Origin of the sequence: Candidatus Desulfofervidus auxilii (assembly GCA_030262725.1) — a bacterium.
In the GTDB taxonomy this organism is placed as follows: domain Bacteria; phylum Desulfobacterota; class Desulfofervidia; order Desulfofervidales; family Desulfofervidaceae; genus JAJSZS01.
In genome coordinates this window covers 182,097-202,435 of record JAJSZS010000002.1, presented here as the reverse complement: position 1 = coordinate 202,435, position 20,339 = coordinate 182,097, and the positions used below count along the sequence as shown (strand labels likewise).

The window sequence follows — 20,339 nt, the reverse complement described above, 5'->3', positions numbered from 1 at the left end:
AACAAACCTCCCCAGCGGATGGCGTTACACACCGCTGAGTTTAGCGTTAAGAGGATAATATGCAGTATGAATGTGAACAAGTAATTCAGAAGGAATTAGGTCCTCATGAAAAATTAATTTGGGCAGGAAAGCCTAAACAAGGAATAATGTTTCGTTCTAATGATATCTTCCTTATTCCTTTTAGTATCCTCTGGATGGGATTTGTAATATTCTGGGAAATTACGGCAATAACTACTGCTTTAAATGCTCCTGAAAAAGGTGAATCAGCAGCATTTATATTACCTATTTTTGGTATCCCCTTTGTGATTATGGGGCTATATTTTGTTTTTGGAAGATTCATTATAGATGCCAAACGAAGGAAAAATACTTATTATGGAATAACCAATGAGAGAATAATTATTATTTCTGGTTTATTCCGTAAGAAAATAAAAAGTTTAAATATTAAAACTCTAAGTAATATCTCATTAACAGAAAAGACTCATGGATATGGAACTATTTATTTTGGTCCAATAAATCCTTTCATTTGGTGGTATGCTGGTATTTGGCCTGAAATGGAAATAACTCCAATGTTTGAAATGATACCTAATGCAAAAGAAGTATATGATCAGATAAGAAAAATACAGAGGGAGAAGTAAACTTAATAGTTACATACCATCGCTGAGTTTAGATGCTTACCAGTGAAAATTTGTGGTTGAGAACAGATGAAACAAAGCAAGCAGTCTCTGATTTAGAAATGCTTGCAGAGACTGCTCAATCCTTAATTGAAAATCCTTATCAATGGAAATGGGTAATTATTATTACACATAATGCACTTCAAGAGTTCATGGTTCTTGCTTTGCGCCGTGGTAATGGATTATTGCCTTTGAAGGATAAAATTGCTGCACAATGGCTTAGAGCACACCGTAAAGGAGGTAGGTACCCTGATGAAAAAATCGATTATTTTTTAAACTTATACAAAAAAATCAAAAGTGATGCTATGCTGTACTATGTGCATAGCAAAAAATTTAAAGCTACTCCAGATCATGATAGGGCTGTAGAAAAGCTTAACGAACTGCGAAATGAATTTATTCATTTTGTCCCAAGAAGTTGGATATTAGAGCTTACGGGTTTACCAGAAATATGTCTTCGTTGCTTGGAGATCATAGAATTTCTTGGTTGGGAATCAGGAAATATAGTCTGGTATGAGGAAGATCAACAAAGACGTGCAATGTCTGCCCTCAAAAAAGCAAAGAAAATTTTAACTGACATTAAGCAAAAATACGAAGAAGAGCTAACAAGGCAAATGTAGGCTAAAGCATTAAAAGACCTTGATTTTTTGCTAATTTATCTTACTATTTTAGTGTTGAATGCGATTAATTTGGGTAAAGATTTATGAAATATTCACAGGCTAAAATAGGAAGAGTATATGTTATTCGTCTTGAAGATGGGGATATTATCCATGAAGAAATTGAAAAATTTGCGCGTGAAAAATCCATTAAAGCAGCAGCTTTAATTATTATTGGAGGAGCTGATGAAGGCAGTAAGCTTATTGTAGGTCCTGAACATGGGCGTAAAAAACCGATTGTGCCTATGGAACATATTCTTAATAATGTTTATGAAATAGTTGGCACTGGAACAATCTTTCCCAATGAAAAAGGTGAGCCTATTTTACACATGCATATAGCTTGTGGAAGGAAAACATCTTCAATAACTGGATGTGTTCGCAAAGGGGTAAAGGTATGGCATGTTATGGAAGTTATATTGTTTGAATTAGTTGATACTACGGCGATTCGTGCTCTTGATCCAAATACAGGATTTGAACTGCTAAATCCCTAAGCACATTATTTTAAAATTAACCTACTTCTTCAGCCAATCTTTTTAAATTAGCACCTGGGTAAAATCGCTTAAAATCAAGACACTCTACCATAGCCTTAATAAATAGACGTGTGGAAATGGAAGCATATTCACGGATAAATGAAAATATTTCTTTTTTTTCTTTAGAAGTAAGTTTAAGGCGATAGACTTGATAATAAAGCTCTACAAAGCGATAAAAAAAGTGTTCTAAATATTGAGGTTCAAGTGGTTCTAATTCTAAAGTATAAATATTATATTCAGTCATCATCTTTTCTAAAGAAAAGTCTGGAGTAACAGCAAAGGCTACTTTTAAATAAGTAGGAAGCTGATAGATGTATGGAAGCTTTCGATACCCAGAATATACAAGTCCTGTCTGCTCACCTTGATAATAATTTTCTCCTTTTATCACCTTTTCCTCAATTAATTCTGGCTCATCATTGGCTACAAGTACTAACCCTTTTAGGAAATTTATACCTCTTTGCCATTCATATGTATATCGGTAAATACGACTTACCTCTGTTTCGTCAAATAAAAGCACAAGACCTTTGACATCAAAGCATTCAACCAAAGCTCTACTTAACCCAGAAAGTATATAACAATAAATGTTAGCAGCAGTAGTATGGTCATAAAGGACACCAAAATCTTTAAAAAGATTTTCAAAACCCTCTATCCAGTGCCACATAGATGTAGTAACACGCTCTTCTTTTAAGACTTTTAAAAAAGGACCAAGAATTTTATGGTCAGAAAGTACATCTTTTTGAGCTAAAATTACTAAAGATTCTCTAAAATTTAATGTTTTTTCTTCATGAGGCACACGCAGACTTTGAATAAGCTCACGATAAATACGCTTTGGGAAAGCCAATTGTGTACTAAAAGGATCAATGCTTACACGAGCAACTGCATAATTTAATTCCTTTGCTTGATGATAAAGGTATTCAATCAAATGTGTTTTTCCTGCTCCATATTCTCCTTTAATAACAAGAGTGCCAGAAGTTTGATCATGAAGCCAAGATTTAATCTCAGCAATTTCTCTTGCTCGACCTACTGTCCAACTTTTAATCCAATTTGCAGGTACAATGCCTGCCCTAAAAGCTTCTATTACTTCCCTTCCACCTTTAACAAGAGTTTTAAAAGAAGGAAGAGAAAAAATAGGCTTTAAGGGTTTAGCATGATAATTTTCTTCTGGAGGTGAATCTAAAAATACTAATTGGCGACGTTTTACCCAAATAGTAAGGCCAGTAGTAAATTGTACTAAACATTCATAACCTTGAAGTCTCGTATCTATTATTTTGCCCTCTCCAAGTACAGGATGCTTTACTCTTAATCCTCTCATGCTCCACCTTCTTCCAGCATCTGATAAACTTCCTCTGCTTTATTAACAAGATGAGGATTGTGTCTTAAAAGATGAAATGCTTTTATTATTCCCTGCACAAATAGTCTAATATAACCAATGTCACCAAAACGGCGTTCATAAGCCTCTTGAGCAATTACATGAATAATATCTTCAATTTGAGAAGGAAACCTTATTCCATAAGCTATTTCATAAATATGTTTTAATTTATAACCAATTTCTTCTAAAAGAAGAACAGGATCCTCCTTTGCTTTTTCTAGTTTAATTTTGACACCAGAAGGGTTAAAAAAGTCAAATACTGAAGAAATACGCTGTTTTAATGCTTCATATATATGAGATGGACCTTCAAAAAAACGTTCGTCTGGCAATGCATAAAAAATCATAACATGCCTAAAGGAAGCATCCATACAGGCATCAATAAGTTCTCGTAAATTAGAAAGAGTAAGTTCTCTTTGACGAGTACTTAAACTTGGAATTTGCTCTGCTTCATCAAAAAGAATAACAAGACCACTATAACCGATATTAAGTATCCATTGAGCTAAAGAACGAATCATAGAAAATGCATTACTGCGATCTATATTGGTAAGAATGCCAAACTGACGATGCCAATCCCTTTCATAGCCTTCTGCCTTAAGCCACTGTAAAATCTGCCTAAATACCTTTTCTTCTTCTCTATGTAAGGCAAGAAATGCCTCTGCTACCGCATTAGCAAAATTTGTGTTTTCAATAGTGCGTTTTATGGAAGAAAGATATTCATCTATTTCTGCTTCTAAAGTATCTTCTTTAAGCCCAGCTTGATGAAAGGCATTAGATTGTCTTTCATACCAGGCAATAATAAATGATTCAATACCCTTTTCTGTACCTTTAAGCAAATCTTCAGGAGATAATGGATAAGTAAGATTATTAACAATAGCCCGATAAACAGCTTCAAGGCGATGAAAGGGGCTTTCTTCTGGGCTTAAAGATACATAGCTTACAGCAAAATTTTCTTGCCAAGCAAGTTCTCTAATACTATAGAGAAAATGTGTTTTCCCACCACCATAGGCGCCAACTACAATCTTTACTACTGATCCCCCTTCTTTAATATAAGTTTTTAAATATTCCTCGTGAATAATTCGTAAATAATCATCAAGTCCAGCAGTAAAAAATTGAAAGCCATACTCTGGGGGTGTGCCATAGGCACCTACTGTCTCAATAATGCGTCTCGCTACTTTTGTATCAAGTTGCATACTTTAGGTTATCAGATTAAAAACTAAGTTGTAAAGAGTTTTATTTTATTATTTTTTCAGAAAAATAATTATTTGTCTCCTTCACAACTATTTTTGAAAGTCCCAATAAGGCGATAAGATTTGGAATAGCCATAAGACCATTTGTTACATCAGAAAAATTCCAAACAATTTCTAAATGAACACAAGCCCCAATAAAAATCATTAAAACATATAGCCATTTATAAACATAAAGCATTTTTTCACCCAATAAATATTTAATGCACCTATCACCATAATATGACCATGAAATAATGGTAGAAAAGCCAAAAAGTACTACACCTGTAACAATTATATATCTACCTCCCAAAATGCTCTTGCCATAAGCCATAGAGGAAAGAACAGCTCCAGTTTCCCCACTTTTCCATGCATCAGAAACAATAATAACTAATGCGGTCATAGTACACACAACAATGGTATCAATAAAAGGCCCTAACATAGCTATCAAACCTTCTTTAACAGGTTGATCAATTTTAGCTGCTGCATGGGCAATAGGAGTACTACCTAAACCTGCTTCATTAGAAAAAAGCCCTCTTGCTATACCAAAACGAATTGCCTCTTTTACTAAAGCACCAGCAAATCCTCCCGTAGCAGCTATGGGATTAAAAGCATGGTAGAATATAGAAAAAAAAGCTTTTGGTAATAAAGAAAAATTTTTAATTAATATGATTAATGAGCCACCTATATAAATTACCACCATAAATGGTACTAAACGACTAGCTACTATACCAATACGTTTAATTCCACCTATAATGACTAAGCCAATCAGAATAGCTAAAGTAATGCCTGTAAACCATTTTGGTATTTTAAAAGCATCATAAAGTGCCTCAGCAACAGAATTTGCCTGAACCATATTGCCAATGCCAAAAGAAGCGCATAAAGCAAAAATAGCAAAACAAATTCCCAACCATTTAAGCCTTAATCCATTTTCTAAATAATACATAGGACCACCACTTACTTCTCCAGAATGAGTAATACGATATTTTACTGCTAAAAGACATTCACTATAACTAGTTGCCATACCTACAATAGCAGTAATCCACATCCAAAAAACTGCCCCAGGGCCACCAGCAGCAATGGCAGTAGCTACACCTACTATATTGCCAATACCTATGGCGCCAGATAAAGCAGTACAAAGTGCTTGAAATGGAGTAATATCGCCAGTTAAACTATTTTTGCCTGGGAAAAATAAGGTGCGAAAAGCATGAATAAAACCTCTAAATTGAATAAATTTTGTTTTAAAAGTTAAATAAACACCAATACCTACAAGCAAAATAATCATATGAGGGCCCCAGATAAAATTGCTTAATTCTTTTATGAATTCACTTACTTCCTGCATCTTACCCTCCTTGTTTAAGTGAGCATTTAAAACTAAATTATGATTTTGTCAAAGAAAAATTTTAACGAAAGACCAAAAAGGGAGGTTAATATTTGATATAAAACCAGAAAAATTGATAAGGCTGCGGTCAGATTAACCGCAGCCCATAAGTTAAACTAATTATTTCATCCCCCATACCTGAACCCAGATGACTGCATCCTGAGAAAGTTCTTTACCCTTGTATTTTAGATCCCCACCTACACCTAGGGCTGCAAAACCCCACCAGCCTTCCCTAGGAAGACCATAGGTGAATATGCCATTTGAGTCTGCCTTGATAGTCTGGGTAACAAATGCATCATGAGGAGCCTCTACCTTAGCCTCCTTAACAAAGGCATTCCCTTTAATATCATGGTTCAGATACTCCACCTCAATCTCAGCATTGGGCACTGGTTTGCCACCACGTGTAACTATACCACGAAAAACATTACCGACCCACAGGGCATAAGGTTTGTCCAAAGGGATAATCTCAACTGGCAGAGGGTCACCTACTGCTGCATCCCAATCTGTTGGTATACCACCTATATTGAATATGACCTTTGTGCACTGCTGTATATATATGTCTTCTGAAGGTTCATAATATGGAGCAGGAACAAAATAAAAGATATGATCCCCCATGCCTTTTAGTTTAACATCAGCCTCATAAGCCCTACCACTATTAGTCAGACTCCTAAAGGTAATTGGTTTTAATTTTTTTAGTAAATCCCTTTTCTTTCCCTTGTGCATCACACCAAATGCTATGGGTGGGTGTATCTTACCACTTTCATCCTTTCCAATGTCCATGGTATGACCTGCCTCAAATGGATGGGTAAAGATCAGCTTGAGATTAATCTTTCTTGTTTTCGGTACACTATTTGGGCTATAAATTATCTGAAAATGGGCAAATGCAGAAACACTTAGCATAAACATAAATATCATACTTAATAACATAATCTTTTTCATCTCTTATCCTCCTTTTTATTCAGTGATGTCTTTACTATCTATCTTTACTACATGACCTGGCCCTGCATCAAAGACAACTGTATAAGGAACATCTGGCTTTTTAAAGGTAAATTCACTATCTTCATTCATCTTTCCCTTTATCAATACCTTTCCGCTCTTATCCAACACAAGCATAGTTACGCCAGCAGCAGAAGAACCATCAGAAAATCCACCCTCACATGTCACAGTGCCATCTCCATTGTCATAACAAGAGCAAAGTGGGGTGTGGGCATAAGAATAATTAGCCAAAAATACCATAACTATAAGACCAAATAAACAAATTAATACCCTTTTCACATTTTCACCTCCTTTCTATGTAATTTTTGGCTCTCTTTTGATAAATCCCATTATTGCTGTGAATATTATTGCCAAGACATAAAAGGCAATCATTGCTTGAATTCCTGAAAGGCCCAGAAAATTTCCTCCTGTGAACACAAGGATTGCTATTGTAAGCCCCAATATAATGGGATAGATTGTAGCAAATAACATCCATTTTGTGCTTCCGGTCTCCAATCGTACCATGATCAGTGTAGGGATGCAGGGAGGATACATGGCCATAAAAAGCATTATGGCTAAAGCATGAAGTGGTGTCCAACCCTTTTCTTTCCTCTTTATCCTTTCCCCAAGTTGTGCCTCTTCACCTGGTGGAGATTGATAAATGCTCCCTAAAGTTGCTACAGAATTCTCCTTTGCTGCAAAGGAGCTGATAAGAGCAATATTTATACGCCAGTTAAACCCTGCAAATCTTGTAAATGGTTCTATAGCCCGACCAACACGCCCAAGATAGCTTGATATAATTGTCTCATCCTTAATTTCACGTCTTAGTTTCTTTCTTACCTTGGCAAGTTTCTTGTATGCCTTATAGACCTTTTTTGCATCCTTATCCTTTATCTTTTTTCCATCAAGTTCATAGCTTCCCCTTTTTACTATCTTGTAAAATTCAATATTTTTTTCCTTAAACTTTTCATCAATAACCTTTTTTTCCTCCTTCCCCTTTGCCCCCATCATAGCAATCTTATATGAGTCCCAATATCTGGCAAATTCAATAAGCCCTTTACCAGCCAAGACCTTGGCATATGGATTTTCCTTTCCTATTTCCTTATAAAACTTCTCAATTGCCTGATTTGCCATTTTTTCATAATAAGCTTTTCTCTCTTTACTTATTCCAGGCATGCTAATGAGTACATAGACAATAGTAGCTACTACAATAACAATAGTTATAACCTTTCTTACAAAAAGCCATGTCCTTTCTAAACAACGACGCAAGACACCAGAAACTGTAGGGATATGATAAGGAGGAAGCTCCATTACAAATGGAGCACTTTCCTTTCCCTTAAGCACAGTGAGGTTTAAAGCCTTAGCTACACCAAGTGCTATAATCAATGTAATTGTAGCTATAAAAAACATAGCAAGAGCCTTATATTCAGCAAAGAACATACCAATTAAGAGCACATAGAGTGGAATCTTGGCCATACAATTCATAAGAGGTGTAGTAAGGATTGTTGCCATACGTGCCCTTTCATCCTTTATGCCACGGCACGCCATGACACCTGGTATAGCTCACCCACCTACATATACACCACCCAATATATAGGGTAGAATAGATTGCCCATGAAGACCAAAATACCTAAAGATACGGTCTAAGATAAATGCCATACGTGCCATATAGCCTGTATCTTCAAGTATGGCTATTAAGGCAAAGAGGATAAGAAAGATAGGGACATAATTTAGAACTGCCACAATTCCATCAATGACCCCTAAAGGTATCGAACGAAGGAGTGGGTCAAAGATGAATCCTTCAGGGGGGAGAACCTTTACCATAAGTTTTCTAAAGGAGGCTAAAATGGGCCAGGTATAATTGGTAATTTTGTAGCCTTGAACTATAGAAAGTTCATATAGACCATAAATAACAGCAGCTAAAATAATAAAACCAAAGACCTTATGGCAGACAACTTTATCAATCTTATCAGATAGGGTTAAGGTTATTTCCTTTTTTCTCTTAATAACACTTTCTACAATCTTCTCTGCAGTAAGATAACGCCTTTGAGCAATAACCTTTTCTGGCGCTTCTTTATATTGAGATATAAATCTCTCCCTTTCTTTTTTTACATAATCTAGAATTTCCTTTCCATTTTTTGACATCTCTTTAACAAGCCTCTCTGCCTCACTGTCATTTTCCATAAGTTTTACAGCAAGCCATCTTAAGGGATAATTTTGAGAAAGTGCAGATTCTTCTGAAAGCCTTTTTTCTAAAGAAGATAGTATAGGCTCTAAAGCATCACCATAATCAATGCGTATAAAACTAGATTTGATATTTCCCTTAGCAACATCCCATATTGCTTTTTGAAGTTCTTTTTTCCCCTTCCCTCTATTACCAATTGTTGGAATTACTGGGACCCCTAACTTTTTGCTCAATTCATCTATATCTATTTCAATCCCCCTGCTTTTTGCTACATCCATCATATTTAAATCAATTACCAATGGAATCCCCATCTCACCAAGCTGAAATGTAAGATAGAGATTCCTTTCAAGATTTGATGCATCTACTATATCAACTACCAATTTTGGTCTTTCATGGAGGATAAAATCCCTTGCTATGCGCTCTTCTAATGTGTATGAAGTAAGGCTATAAGTACCAGGCAAATCAACCAGTTCTATTCTATCTCCCTGAAACTTAAATATCCCAGTCTTCTTCTCAACAGTTACACCAGGATAATTGGCTACATGCTGTCTAGCCCCAGTAAGCAGGTTAAAAATAGTGGACTTACCAGAATTTGGCTGACCTGCAACTGCTACTATAATTTTTCCCTTTTTCATAATGGCTCCACCTCAATACATTTAGCCTCTGAATGACGGAGGCTAACATGATATCCTCTAACAACAAATTCAACTGGATCTATAAGTGGTGCATTACGCACTACCTTTACCTTTGTCCCAGGTATAAAGCCCATGTCCATTAGGCGCTGCCCTGTAGCACCACCTATATTTACTCTTATAATACGACATTCTTGACCAGGCTTTATCTCATCTAATAATGTTACTTTCATAAATTAACTAAATTAAATAATTTAGCTTAATTAAATCACTTATCATAAGTTTTTTTTCTTGTCAAGAGATTTGACAAAATTTGATTTTTGAATTAAGATTTTAGCATTAACAAATGTAAATAGTTAAAGGTGGAAAATGAATGGCTTAATCCCGCTCAGTATGGTAGATAAAAATAAGGAAGTGACAGTAGTGGCCATAAATGCAGGCAGGGGGTTACAGTCAAGACTCTTTAGTTTAGGACTCATTCCAGGGATTACTATAAAGGTGCTTAGTAATTCACGCCCAGGCCCTGTGCTTATATCAATAAAGGATACAAGGCTTGTCCTTGGCTGGGGTGTAGCCCAAAAAATCATAGTAAGTGAACCACGTTAGTAACTTTAAAAATCCCAACCATCTCTTTGCAGAGCTTTTATTACTTTTTCATAATTCAAACTCGGAACTTTACTCATATACTCAACTCAACTATTTCTACCTTTTGTTGTTCAAAAGGTATTAAATCATCTTCTACCGGTTCAAAATATAATTCAATAGCTTCTCTAATATTCTTTAAGGCTTCTTCTTTAGTATCTCCTTCACTTATACATTCTGGTAAACTGGGAACATATACTGTATATCCTCCATCTTCACTCGGTTCTAAAACTATTTTAAATTTCATTTTTACACCTCATAATTTTTATTTTTTACCGTCCAAACCACTGGACTTGCTTAAGCCATTTGTGAGATTTTATTTATAGTCCTTCAAATTCTCCAAGTCAGGGCTCTTCTTTTTTATCATCTTTTGCCCTGGAAGGAAAGAGACCGAATCTTTCTTTTTTCGTCTAATGGTAACAAAACTTTTCAGCCTCAATAGCTGTTATCCATGGCAGTTTGATATTTCTTAGGACTTTAATTTAGGGTTTCTCTATACCTCCTTTCTTGTTATTTGTCCGTGGCAAAATAACAGAGTACTGACAACAACGAATACTTCAGCAATAAAACTTGCCATTTTTGGAACCTAATGGGCATTTATTGTTACATATAGGGTGCTTATTCATATTTTTAATAAAATTAATCTTTTTTAGATATATATCTTTTACATGATCATTAAAGGCATCTCCTAAGTGAAGCTCTAAAAGATAAGGGCAAGGAGTAATTTTACCTTCAACTGTAATAAAAATGCTATATATAACTGCAATACAAGGTATAGAAGGTCTTGGAGGCAGATATAGTTTTATCCTTAATTCTTTCGCTAACTCTTTTGCTTTCTTAAATAATTTTTTTTCTTCTTCAGCAGAAATATAGTCCACACTGGGGTGAATCTTAAATAGCCTGTGTAAGATTACTGCATCCATATTTAATTGAGAGGCAATTTTTATTAAATCCAGAATTTGACTAAGATTTTCTTTGTATATAACAATATCCATATAGATTTTTGGTTTCCTCAATCTCTCTTTATTTCTTCTTATTATTAAGTCTTTAATTTGTGGAAAAATAGATAAAAGAATTTTCTTATTATGTATTCCAAGGGCAATAATACTTAGACCACTGTCAAAGATTTTTTCTAAGTTTTCTTTAAGCAGAGTCCCATTAGTAGTAAGCTCTGTAGAAATTCCTTGTGATTCAGCATATTCTATCATTTGAAATATCTGAGGATTAAGCAGTGGCTCACCCCATCCATGCAGACAAACATGCTGAAAATTTCCAGAATTCAATGCTTTTTTAAAATTCTCTAAAGATAGTTGAATATTACTTTCATTTAAATTCCGTCGCATACATATCTTGCAGTTTAAGTTGCATCTGCGAGTAGGCTCAATCTGCAAAGTTAAATGTCTATTTAGCCAATTCATTTAAATATCTTTGACTTTTTCCTACGCAAAAAGTTCCAAACTAAACCAGCAAAAAGGGCTGCTAAGGCACTTATATGAGGCAAAAGCCTACATAATCCTGTGCAACCACTAGTTTTTCCTTTTGTAAGAACACTTATTGGAACACACATAATTTTCACCCCCTTTTATATAATTTAGATAAAAGCTTTTCAGTCTCCTTTATTACCTCTTCAAATCCACGTTCTTTTGCCAACTCTATTGTCTTTTTAAAATATTCTTTTGCCTTATCTCTATTTCCTGCTCTCATATAGGCAATGCCAATATATTTATGGGCATCTAAATAATAATTTGTATGATTAACTGGTCTGTCTGAAAATACTCTTCTTTTTATTGTCTCTTTAAAGTCAGAGATTGCCTTATCATACTCATCAAGCTCCAAATAGCACAATCCTCTTTTAAGATATAATTTATGAATGCTATATTCATCTGCCTCTTTAATTTTTTTATTATACAATTCTAAGGCCTCATCTATTTTTTCTTTTGCCTTTCTTTTATCGCCTTTCTTCTTATATACTCTGCCTAACCATAATCTTGCCTCTGCATCCATCCCATATTTTGACTCACTTAACGCCTTTTTAAGATTAAGAATTGCTTCATCATACTTACCAAGCTTATAATAGCACCTTCCTTTAGTAAAATAATAAAATGTAGCCTTCCCATATCTTTTAGGATTGCTTTCCTTTACCTTAATTGTTTCATCAGCATATTTAATAGTATCTTCCCATTTCCCTAATTCCCAAGCTGCAACTGTTCTATGGGCAAGGGCATTGGTAATATTTTTACTTAATCCTACCTCTTTATTTGCTCCTTTTTTGTAGTATTCAATTGCCTTTGTAAAATCAGAGATTGCCTCTTCAAGTTTCCCTGCAGCTAAATAATTTCTTCCCCTGCTATTATATACACCAGCTAAACCTTCTTCTCCTACTTTTTTTAATATCTCATCTTTATGACTAAGTGCCTTATTATATGCTTTAGTTGCTAAATCCCAATCTCCATGCCTATAAAATAAATTTCCCATTCCTTGATAAGCTAAAATATAAGAGGGGTCTAAATCAAGGACTTTATAATAATCTAAAAGGGCTTTATTATAATAATCCATCTCCTCAGAAGGAAATTTAGGAGGAATGGTCTTGTATTTATGATGGTAGTGAATTTGCTCAGTGTAAGCTAATGCTCTATTATAATAGGCATCTACAAAATCTGGTCTTAATTCTATTGCCTTAGTAAAATCAGAAATTGCCTTTTTGCGCGGCTCAAGATTATAAGAGGAACCTTTTCTGAAATATGCCAGACCCCGATTATAATAAGCATCTGCAAAATTAGGTTTTATCTCTATAGCCTTTGTATAATCAGCAATTGCCTTATCATATTGTTGCAAATTATAATAAGCTAGCCCTCGATTGTTATATAAAAATGCATCATTTGGATTATATTCTATTGCTTTTGAAAAATACTCTATTGCCTGCTTGTAATTCCCCTTTTCATATTCTCTAAGACCTAATCTTTCATATTTTACTACACGCAGAGTTTTTACCATAGAGACAATGACCAGACTTATAAGGACTACTAAAATTATACTTATTATATTTCTCTTCTTATTCCCCATAGTTTCCTCCTTAAATTTATTTTCTCTCATCTAAAATTCCCTTACTATCCCAAATGTATAGGTTATGCCTGGGGCAGGGTAACCATCATGGGGCTCATAGTATCTATCTAATAAATTGTCTATTTCTATATAAGCCTCCCAGTCTTTTAATTTAAAGGCAATCTTTGCATCAAGCACAAAATATGGGGATAGAGGTTCCTTTTCTTCTGGCTTGCAAAATCTCCTTGAGACATAATATCCATGAAATGTGACAGTCAAATCTGGTGTTAATTTCAAATAAAGGTTTGATTGGATTTGATGCTTTGCCTGATAAGGTAATAATTTGTCAGTTCTCTCATCCTTGGCTATGAGAAAAAGATAACTTACATTAAAGGATAAAAATGAAAAAATCTCAGAGTTTATTGTGGTCTCAATACCCTTTTTGCTTGTAGAACCTAGATTCTTATATCTTATAATGCCATCATTGCCTTTAATGGCAGTAATTCTATCTTTTATATCGCTATAAAAAAAGGTCAAACTTGGTTGAAACAGTTTGTTTATCTTACTAGATAGACAAAGCTTATAATTCCATGCCTTCTCCATATCTAAGTCAGGATTTCCTTTTATAAATGTAGTCTCATAAAACCTCTGATAAAAAGTAGGATAATTGTGGGAGCGGTTGATAAAGAGCTCAAATTCAATAGGTAAAAATCTACCACTTAGCTTAAATTGTGGGTCAATTCTTAAACCAAACTCTGAATGCCAGTCAGCTCTTAAGCCAAGACCAAAATTAATCCCCAAAAAAGACCCGTCTTTTGATCTATAAAGGGCAAAATTACCTTCTCTGTGGGATTTAATATCTTTTCCTTTAACTATGTTAAGGCTGCTATCTATACCAGCATTAAAAGGAGAGGTAATTTGTAAACTCTGTCCCAAAACATAACAGGTCATATTTTTATCTAAGGAAATATCAGGATTTTTATGGGATTTGTAAAAATAATCAAAATAAGACCTGCTTTTTAAATTATCAAAATTGGCAAGAAAGACAATGCCCAAATCATCTCTTTTAGATTTTGCCCTTGGTGTGGGAGAATAGATGCGGCCTGGATACCCCTCATCTAATGTAGCATATTGAGTAGAAAGGGTAAATTTATTTCTTTTTAATTTAATGGCTGTCCCAAAATTCCTTCCCCATCCATTTTTACGAAACCCATCTGTTCTAGTGCCATTTAAAGAAAATAAAACATCTATTATTTTTAAAGGGCACCTAAGATTGAATTCACCTCTTAATGTGTTAAATCTCCCATAAGAGACATCCATATGGGCTGTGGTCTTCTTTTTTACCTCTTTGGTAAATATCAGTATCACACCACCTGTGACATTTGCTCCATACTTTAATGCACCACTTCCCTTTTCAATGACAATCTTTTCTATGTCATTTATAGATATGCCTTCTAGATTAACACTTCTTGAATAGGGGTCATTTAAAGGCCTTCCATCAAGGAGTACTAAAACCTCTTTGCTACCAAAACCCCTTATATTAACAGAGTTCTTCGTAGCCCTTACCCCTGGAATCTGATTTAATAAATCTACAACACTATGCACCTTCATCTCTTTTATATCCTTTTCAGTGATAACAATCTTTTCTTTTGTTTGGCTATATAGTAAAATTGGCTTTAAAAGCATAAATAATGTTAGTAAATAGATAAATCCTCCTCTCAGTTATGTTCTCTCCCATATTCCTAAAAAGTGTATTTTAATCCGCCTATTACAGTGGTGCCTGGAAGATAATAATAGTAATAGTGCCTATATTCTTCATCCCAGATATTATCCACATTTAAAAAGGCTTCCATTTTACCCCTCATATATTTTGGAAGTGGTATAATACGGGAAACTCTTAAATCACCCACTACATAATCATCAATGGGCTTTTTATTCTCTTCATCATAAAAGACCTTTCCCATATAGGTGCAATATAGACTTATAGTAAATAACTTGGGGTTATCATAAATTATGCTCCAGTTTACTATGTGCTTGGGCGTATAAGTAAGTAATTTTCCTTCTATTTCAGGAGCTAAGGGATGTTCTACAACTTTTGAAACATTATATGTATAATTAACATTGACTTTAAAATATTTTAAAAATGTATAATCTATTTCAGTTTCAATGCCATAAATATGCACTTTCCCTACATTTACCTTTTGTTTTACTTCCTGTCCTTCTTCAGGTGTAAAATAAGAAGGAATTTCATCTGGTTCTAAAACCTTCTTGGTAATAAAGTCCTTAAAACCACTCCAATAGGCAGTAAAAGATAGATTGAAATCTCTAGCTATCTTAAATAATTCATAAAAAGGCTTTGTATCAAACCCAAAGTCTATAGAATAGGTCATCTTTTCAGGCTCAAGTTCTGGGTTTCCTATCTCAAAGAGCGCTGCCCCATGAGGACCTGACCTATAAAGACTATAAAGGTCTGGAGCTCTAAATCCCGTTCCAAAGGATGTTCTAAACCTTGTGTCTTTTGTTAAATGATAGACCAATCCTGCCTTGGGAGACCAGCGGTCTTCAGTGCTTTCTGGATAGTTAAAAGCTATCTCCTTTCCAGTGGTATTGTCATAAAACCTGCCATCATAATTTTTCCACCAGTCATAGCGGATACCTGCACTAAGAATTAACTTTTCTTTTAATAGGGGCAATTCTGCATGTAAGAACCAAGAATATTGCTTTTGCTTCCCTTCAAAATCCCTTGGCCCTTTTTTATATAGATAATGAGATTCACACTTCCCCCATCTTAAATCAGAGCCTATGGTAAAAAGAAGCCCTTTTATTTCCTTGCTTGCTTGGAGCATAAGTCCCCAATTATCTTTAGGAACGTTGGCTTTATAGTAGAATTTATCATATTGTTTTGTAGTTTTATTATATTTGTATGCCTCTGTATCCCAATCATAGTCAAAGTAGTAAAATTTGGCATTAAAATCTATATCTGAGATAGGGATACTGTAATCAACGTGATATTTATATGTATCTCTATCTAAGTCATATAAAGTTGGGGCAGCATGAATATCATCTTCACTAAAATATTCAAACCCAAATTTAAGCTTTGATCTACCTAATTTAAAATCAACCTCTGGTGATACATAATACCTATCTGTCTCTGGTTTTTTGTAATAATCCTTCCATTTCTTTTTATATTCATAACCATCTGTATTTCTGCCACCTGCTGAGAGGCGAAATCCAATCCAATCATATGCTCGGCTTATATTAAAGTTATATATATGGGTATTCATCTCACCACCTTCATAGCTTAAGCCACCTTCAAACTTTTCCTTAGGTGGTCTAGTAATAATATTTATCACACCACCCATGGCATTAGAGCCATAAAGAGCAGAACCTGCCCCTCTTACTATCTCAATCCTCTCTATATCCTCAGTGGAAAGTGTGCTAAACTCTTGAACTGCACCTCCATACATATCATTTAAGGGAATGCCATCTTTTAGCACCAATACCCGCTTTGAAGAGCCTGTACCTCTCATCATAAGCACAGTGTGACTGCTTGTGGTTGAAAGCCATAAAGAGCGCTTTATCCTAATACCAGCCACCTTGTTCAATACATCATCTACTGTCTTTACATGCATCTTATCCATCTCTTCCTTGGTTATAATGGTTACGCTGTTAGGCACATCTTTTACTGGTCTTTCTGTCCTTGTAGCAGTTACTACCACTTCTCCTATTTCTATTTCCTTTGGCTTTTCTTGTGCTGAAGCCATAGTAACAATGAGAAAGACCAATAGAAAGCAAATTAAATCTTTCATAGCCTCCTCCTTTTAAATTAATTGACAAATAATGCTTTTGTTGCTATAAAAAAATGGGCCTGGTTAAAAATTACCAGGTACCACAGCGGAAAGCAGGTTTCTTTGGCCGGGGCTGCTTTCCGCATTTTGATTTGTTAATCTTTTATTTTATTTCATTTTACCTCCTTTTTATCTTGCATAATTTTTCAATTCAAAACGTAGGCATATATTTATAATCAATGAACTTTCTTTTAATTCTTCTGGAAAAGGAGGAAATGGATTGGCTTTTTTAATACTTTCTATAGCAGCCTTATCTAAGATTTGATGATGACTAGATTTAACTACCTTTATATCTTTTACCTTTCCATCTTTTAAAATCTCAAATTTTACCCATACTTTACCTTCAATCCCTTTATTTCTAGCAAGTAACGGGTATCTTTTGTTCTCTTCAATCTTTTGTTTAATAAGTTGTTGATAATAAAAGAGTGGAGAAACTTTTCCTTTATTTTTATTGGTATTATTAAAATCATAATGTTTTGGAAAGAAATTAGATATGCTTGCTACTGAAATAGGTTTATATTTTGTTTCTTTAATAGATTCTACAATTGTCTTTGGATATTGCCTATATTTTACCTGCTGATGCAAAATATTTTTTATAGGATCATAATTTACATCAACCTTCTTTGGCATAGGAAATTCAGAAGACCTAATATCTTCCTCTGCCATTTCTATTAAATCTACCTCTATCCTTCGCTCAGGTGTTTTTGCAGAGAATATGTCAGTAAAGCAAAGTAATATAGAGGTATGAAGTGCTATGGAGATAATAAAAAATATCCTTATAGCCTTATTTTTGTTTTTATTCACCATATCCCTCTTTTCTTGTTGCAATACAAAGCCTTGCTGCACCAGCAGTCTTTGCAACATCCATTACCTTTACCACTTTATTTAAAATTGCTTCTCTATCTGCCTTTATTACTACCAATTTATTTCTATTAGAGCCTATAAGGGACCTCAATTCATAATAGAGTTGATGTAAGGTAAGTGCCCTATTCCCAATAAATACCCTACCTTCCTTAGTTACATAGACTGTAATTTCTCTTTGGGTCTGTGGTGTTGTGGAATCTGCCTGAGGAAGCTTTACTGAAATACCTTCTTCAGTGATAAACCTTGTAGTTAAAAGAAAGAATATAATTAGCAAAAATACCATGTCTATCAAAGGTGTAAGAGACATTTCTGCAATATCATTTACACTATTTTTAAGCCTTATCATCTAATGTTTCCAAAAATTCATTAAGTCTTTCTTGTAAGACTGCCGTAAAGTTTCTCAACTTACTTATTAGATAATTGTGGGCTACTATGGTAGGAATAGCTACAGAAAGCCCTAAGGCAGTAGTAAGCATGGCTTCCCATATGCCACCTGCAAGCACACTGGCATTTACTCTTCCTCCTAATCTCTCAATTACCATAAATGCCTTTATCATCCCTGTTACTGTACCTAAGAGACCTAAAAGCGGGGCAATGTTTCCTACAGTAGATAAGGCAGGCAAATACCTTTCTAACTCCCTTATTTCTTTTTCTGCTGCAAAAGCCATAGCCCTTTCCATGGATTCTTTACCAGCACGGTATCTTTTAATACCTTCTTTCAGCACCCTGCCTAAAGGATTTTTGCTATTTTCTGCTATGAATAATGCCTCATCTATTCCTTTTTCATTTAATGCCTTCTTAACCCTAGCTATTAGGTCTGGATTTTTAATCCTTAGCTTTCTGAATCTATAAAGCCTTTCAAGCACTATAGTAAGGGCAACTATAGAGCAAAAAAGGATAGGAATTACTAAAATCCCGCCTTTTGCTAAAAACGATATTATAGGTAAATTAAAATGAAATATCTGGCCTTCCATCATAATCTAAGTCTTTTTCTGTCTTAATTAATTTCCCTTCTTTGTCACAGTATTTCCAAATATCTATTTTTCCGTCTCTATTTCTGTCCTCCTCTACCCTTGTAATCTTCCCATCTTCATAAAAAAAGAAAATATCCCATTTTCCATCCCCATCCTTATCTTTATAAGCCTTAATGGGATTCCCATCTTTTCCATAATGCCAGCAAAGGTCAATCTTTCTATCTTTATTTGTGTCTTGTTCATGCCTTATTAGTTTTCCATTTTTATAAAAATACCAGTTATCAACCTTACCATCATAATCCTTATCAATTTGTAATTCTTTCATTTCCCCATTTTTAGAAAAATATATCCATAAATCCCATTTACCATCCTTATTTCTATCCTGAAGCTGTCTATATAGGCTTCCTTTTTTATATTCATTTCTTACATTAAATTGACCATCGTGATTTGAGTCTATTTCTTCTAAAGTCAAAATCTCCTTTTGATAGTGTTTTATCAAATCTACCTTTCCATCAAAATTTGTATCTATTTTAATTATCTTTCCCAAACTATTTAAATAAAGCCAAGTATCTACTTTTCCGTCCTTGTTTCTATCCTGTTCTTGCCTTGCCTCCTTGATATAATCCCAGGTATCTATCTTTCCATCAAAATCGCTATCCCACTGTGCCTTTATAATTTCTCCTTTTTCATAAAATTTTATGGCATCTACATTTCCATCAAAATTTGTATCAAATCGGGCCTCTTTCAGTCCTTCTTTTTCAAAATAAAACCATGTATCCATCTTTCCATCCTCATTTTTATCTTGTTCTTGTTTTATAAGCTCCCCTTTTTTATAAAAACTAAAGGTATCGAACTTTCCATTAGAATTGCTATCTATTACTACCCTTTCTTTTTCCCCCTCTTTGTCTAAAAAGATGATTATCTCCTTTAGACCATCTTCATTTTTATCCTGCTCTTGTCTTTTTAATTTTCCATCTTCAAAGAAACTCCAGGTATCAATTTTTCCATTATGATTTGTATCACTTTCTATTCTTACCAAATCTCCTTTTTCAAAATATCTCCATTCATCTAACTTTCCATCAAAATTTGAATCAATCTCTATCTTTATTAAATTTCCATCTTCATCATAATATGCCCACATATCTATATCCCCATCATTATTGCTATCTTTTTTAAGCATTTTTGAAAAACCATTTGAAAATCCTAATACAATACATAAAAATACAATACATATAATATGCGCAAAGTGCCCTGTAGCATTCTTGAGCTTTATTTTATTTAATAATGTCATCTTATTTATCTTCATAAATTGAATTAACTAAGTTAAATAATTTAATTAATTTTTATTAC

At 34.2% G+C, this 20,339-nt stretch carries 22 protein-coding genes; 4 read left to right on the top strand and 18 right to left on the bottom strand.

Annotation, left to right across the window (positions count from 1 at the left end; genetic code table 11):
- Positions 1 to 59 precede the first annotated feature (59 nt).
- The 3 genes from LWW95_02345 to LWW95_02335 all read left to right on the top strand — a co-directional run bounded on the left by LWW95_02345 (position 60) and on the right by LWW95_02335 (position 1,815).
- Positions 60 to 635 carry a PH domain-containing protein gene (locus LWW95_02345; GenBank protein MDL1955884.1) on the top strand — a complete coding sequence of 192 codons (576 nt, stop codon included), beginning with the start codon at positions 60 to 62 and terminating at the stop codon, positions 633 to 635.
- A 32-nt stretch (positions 636 to 667) separates the two neighbouring features.
- Complete coding sequence (locus tag LWW95_02340; protein ID MDL1955883.1) at positions 668 to 1,288, top strand: hypothetical protein; 621 nt, start codon at positions 668 to 670, stop codon at positions 1,286 to 1,288.
- Between the two features lie 83 nt (positions 1,289 to 1,371).
- Positions 1,372 to 1,815 carry a DNA-binding protein gene (locus LWW95_02335; GenBank protein ID MDL1955882.1) on the top strand — a complete coding sequence of 148 codons (444 nt, stop codon included), beginning with the start codon at positions 1,372 to 1,374 and terminating at the stop codon, positions 1,813 to 1,815.
- Between the two features lie 16 nt (positions 1,816 to 1,831).
- On the opposite strand, the gene LWW95_02330 is transcribed toward LWW95_02335, so the two are convergent.
- From LWW95_02330 to LWW95_02295, 8 genes are all read right to left on the bottom strand, one after another.
- Positions 1,832 to 3,166, bottom strand: a complete 1,335-nt coding sequence (locus LWW95_02330) for a DUF2791 family P-loop domain-containing protein (GenBank protein ID MDL1955881.1) — start codon at positions 3,164 to 3,166, stop codon at positions 1,832 to 1,834.
- Positions 3,163 to 4,413, bottom strand: a complete 1,251-nt coding sequence (locus LWW95_02325) for an ATP-binding protein (GenBank protein MDL1955880.1) — start codon at positions 4,411 to 4,413, stop codon at positions 3,163 to 3,165. Before LWW95_02325 ends, LWW95_02330 begins: the two co-directional genes overlap by 4 nt.
- 40 nt (positions 4,414 to 4,453) lie before the next feature.
- A complete protein-coding gene (locus LWW95_02320) occupies positions 4,454 to 5,788 on the bottom strand; it encodes a sodium:alanine symporter family protein (protein ID MDL1955879.1) in 1,335 nt (444 codons plus the stop codon).
- A gap of 159 nt (positions 5,789 to 5,947) precedes the next feature.
- Positions 5,948 to 6,766, bottom strand: a complete 819-nt coding sequence (locus tag LWW95_02315) for a DUF4198 domain-containing protein (protein ID MDL1955878.1) — start codon at positions 6,764 to 6,766, stop codon at positions 5,948 to 5,950.
- Positions 6,767 to 6,781: 15 nt separating this feature from the next.
- Positions 6,782 to 7,063 (bottom strand): hypothetical protein, encoded by a 282-nt coding sequence (locus LWW95_02310; protein MDL1955877.1) that lies wholly within the window; start codon positions 7,061 to 7,063, stop codon positions 6,782 to 6,784.
- Between the two features lie 54 nt (positions 7,064 to 7,117).
- Positions 7,118 to 8,350, bottom strand: a complete 1,233-nt coding sequence (locus LWW95_02305) for a hypothetical protein (GenBank protein MDL1955876.1) — start codon at positions 8,348 to 8,350, stop codon at positions 7,118 to 7,120.
- A gap of 15 nt (positions 8,351 to 8,365) precedes the next feature.
- Positions 8,366 to 9,622, bottom strand: a complete 1,257-nt coding sequence (gene feoB, locus LWW95_02300; GenBank protein ID MDL1955875.1) for a ferrous iron transport protein B — start codon at positions 9,620 to 9,622, stop codon at positions 8,366 to 8,368.
- Positions 9,619 to 9,852 (bottom strand): ferrous iron transport protein A, encoded by a 234-nt coding sequence (locus LWW95_02295; GenBank protein ID MDL1955874.1) that lies wholly within the window; start codon positions 9,850 to 9,852, stop codon positions 9,619 to 9,621. The genes feoB and LWW95_02295 overlap by 4 nt, the downstream gene beginning before the upstream one ends.
- Positions 9,853 to 9,988: 136 nt before the next feature.
- On the opposite strand from LWW95_02295, the gene LWW95_02290 reads away from it, so the two are divergent.
- Entirely contained in the window at positions 9,989 to 10,225 is a 237-nt protein-coding gene (locus LWW95_02290; GenBank protein ID MDL1955873.1) for a ferrous iron transport protein A, read from the top strand.
- Positions 10,226 to 10,298: 73 nt separating this feature from the next.
- On the opposite strand, the gene LWW95_02285 is transcribed toward LWW95_02290, so the two are convergent.
- From LWW95_02285 to LWW95_02240, 10 genes are all read right to left on the bottom strand, one after another.
- Positions 10,299 to 10,508: a type II toxin-antitoxin system HicB family antitoxin gene (locus LWW95_02285; protein MDL1955872.1), complete on the bottom strand. Its 210-nt coding sequence runs from the start codon at positions 10,506 to 10,508 to the stop codon at positions 10,299 to 10,301.
- 310 nt (positions 10,509 to 10,818) lie between these two features.
- Positions 10,819 to 11,679: a radical SAM protein gene (locus LWW95_02280; GenBank protein ID MDL1955871.1), complete on the bottom strand. Its 861-nt coding sequence runs from the start codon at positions 11,677 to 11,679 to the stop codon at positions 10,819 to 10,821.
- A complete protein-coding gene (locus tag LWW95_02275; protein ID MDL1955870.1) occupies positions 11,676 to 11,828 on the bottom strand; it encodes a hypothetical protein in 153 nt (50 codons plus the stop codon). Before LWW95_02275 ends, LWW95_02280 begins: the two co-directional genes overlap by 4 nt.
- 5 nt (positions 11,829 to 11,833) lie before the next feature.
- Positions 11,834 to 13,324, bottom strand: a complete 1,491-nt coding sequence (locus LWW95_02270; protein MDL1955869.1) for a tetratricopeptide repeat protein — start codon at positions 13,322 to 13,324, stop codon at positions 11,834 to 11,836.
- 30 nt (positions 13,325 to 13,354) lie between these two features.
- Entirely contained in the window at positions 13,355 to 14,989 is a 1,635-nt protein-coding gene (locus LWW95_02265; GenBank protein MDL1955868.1) for a TonB-dependent receptor, read from the bottom strand.
- 56 nt (positions 14,990 to 15,045) lie between these two features.
- Positions 15,046 to 17,112, bottom strand: coding sequence for a TonB-dependent receptor (locus tag LWW95_02260; GenBank protein MDL1955867.1), 2,067 nt, complete (start codon positions 17,110 to 17,112; stop codon positions 15,046 to 15,048).
- Positions 17,113 to 17,280: 168 nt separating this feature from the next.
- Positions 17,281 to 17,955, bottom strand: a complete 675-nt coding sequence (locus LWW95_02255) for an energy transducer TonB (protein ID MDL1955866.1) — start codon at positions 17,953 to 17,955, stop codon at positions 17,281 to 17,283.
- The gene (locus LWW95_02250) at positions 17,948 to 18,361 is read right to left on the bottom strand and encodes a biopolymer transporter ExbD (protein MDL1955865.1); all 414 of its coding nucleotides are present in this window, start codon (positions 18,359 to 18,361) and stop codon (positions 17,948 to 17,950) included. Before LWW95_02250 ends, LWW95_02255 begins: the two co-directional genes overlap by 8 nt.
- Complete coding sequence (locus tag LWW95_02245; protein ID MDL1955864.1) at positions 18,348 to 18,992, bottom strand: MotA/TolQ/ExbB proton channel family protein; 645 nt, start codon at positions 18,990 to 18,992, stop codon at positions 18,348 to 18,350. The genes LWW95_02250 and LWW95_02245 overlap by 14 nt, the downstream gene beginning before the upstream one ends.
- Positions 18,964 to 20,280 (bottom strand): hypothetical protein, encoded by a 1,317-nt coding sequence (locus tag LWW95_02240; protein ID MDL1955863.1) that lies wholly within the window; start codon positions 20,278 to 20,280, stop codon positions 18,964 to 18,966. Before LWW95_02240 ends, LWW95_02245 begins: the two co-directional genes overlap by 29 nt.
- Positions 20,281 to 20,339: the final 59 nt, after the last annotated feature.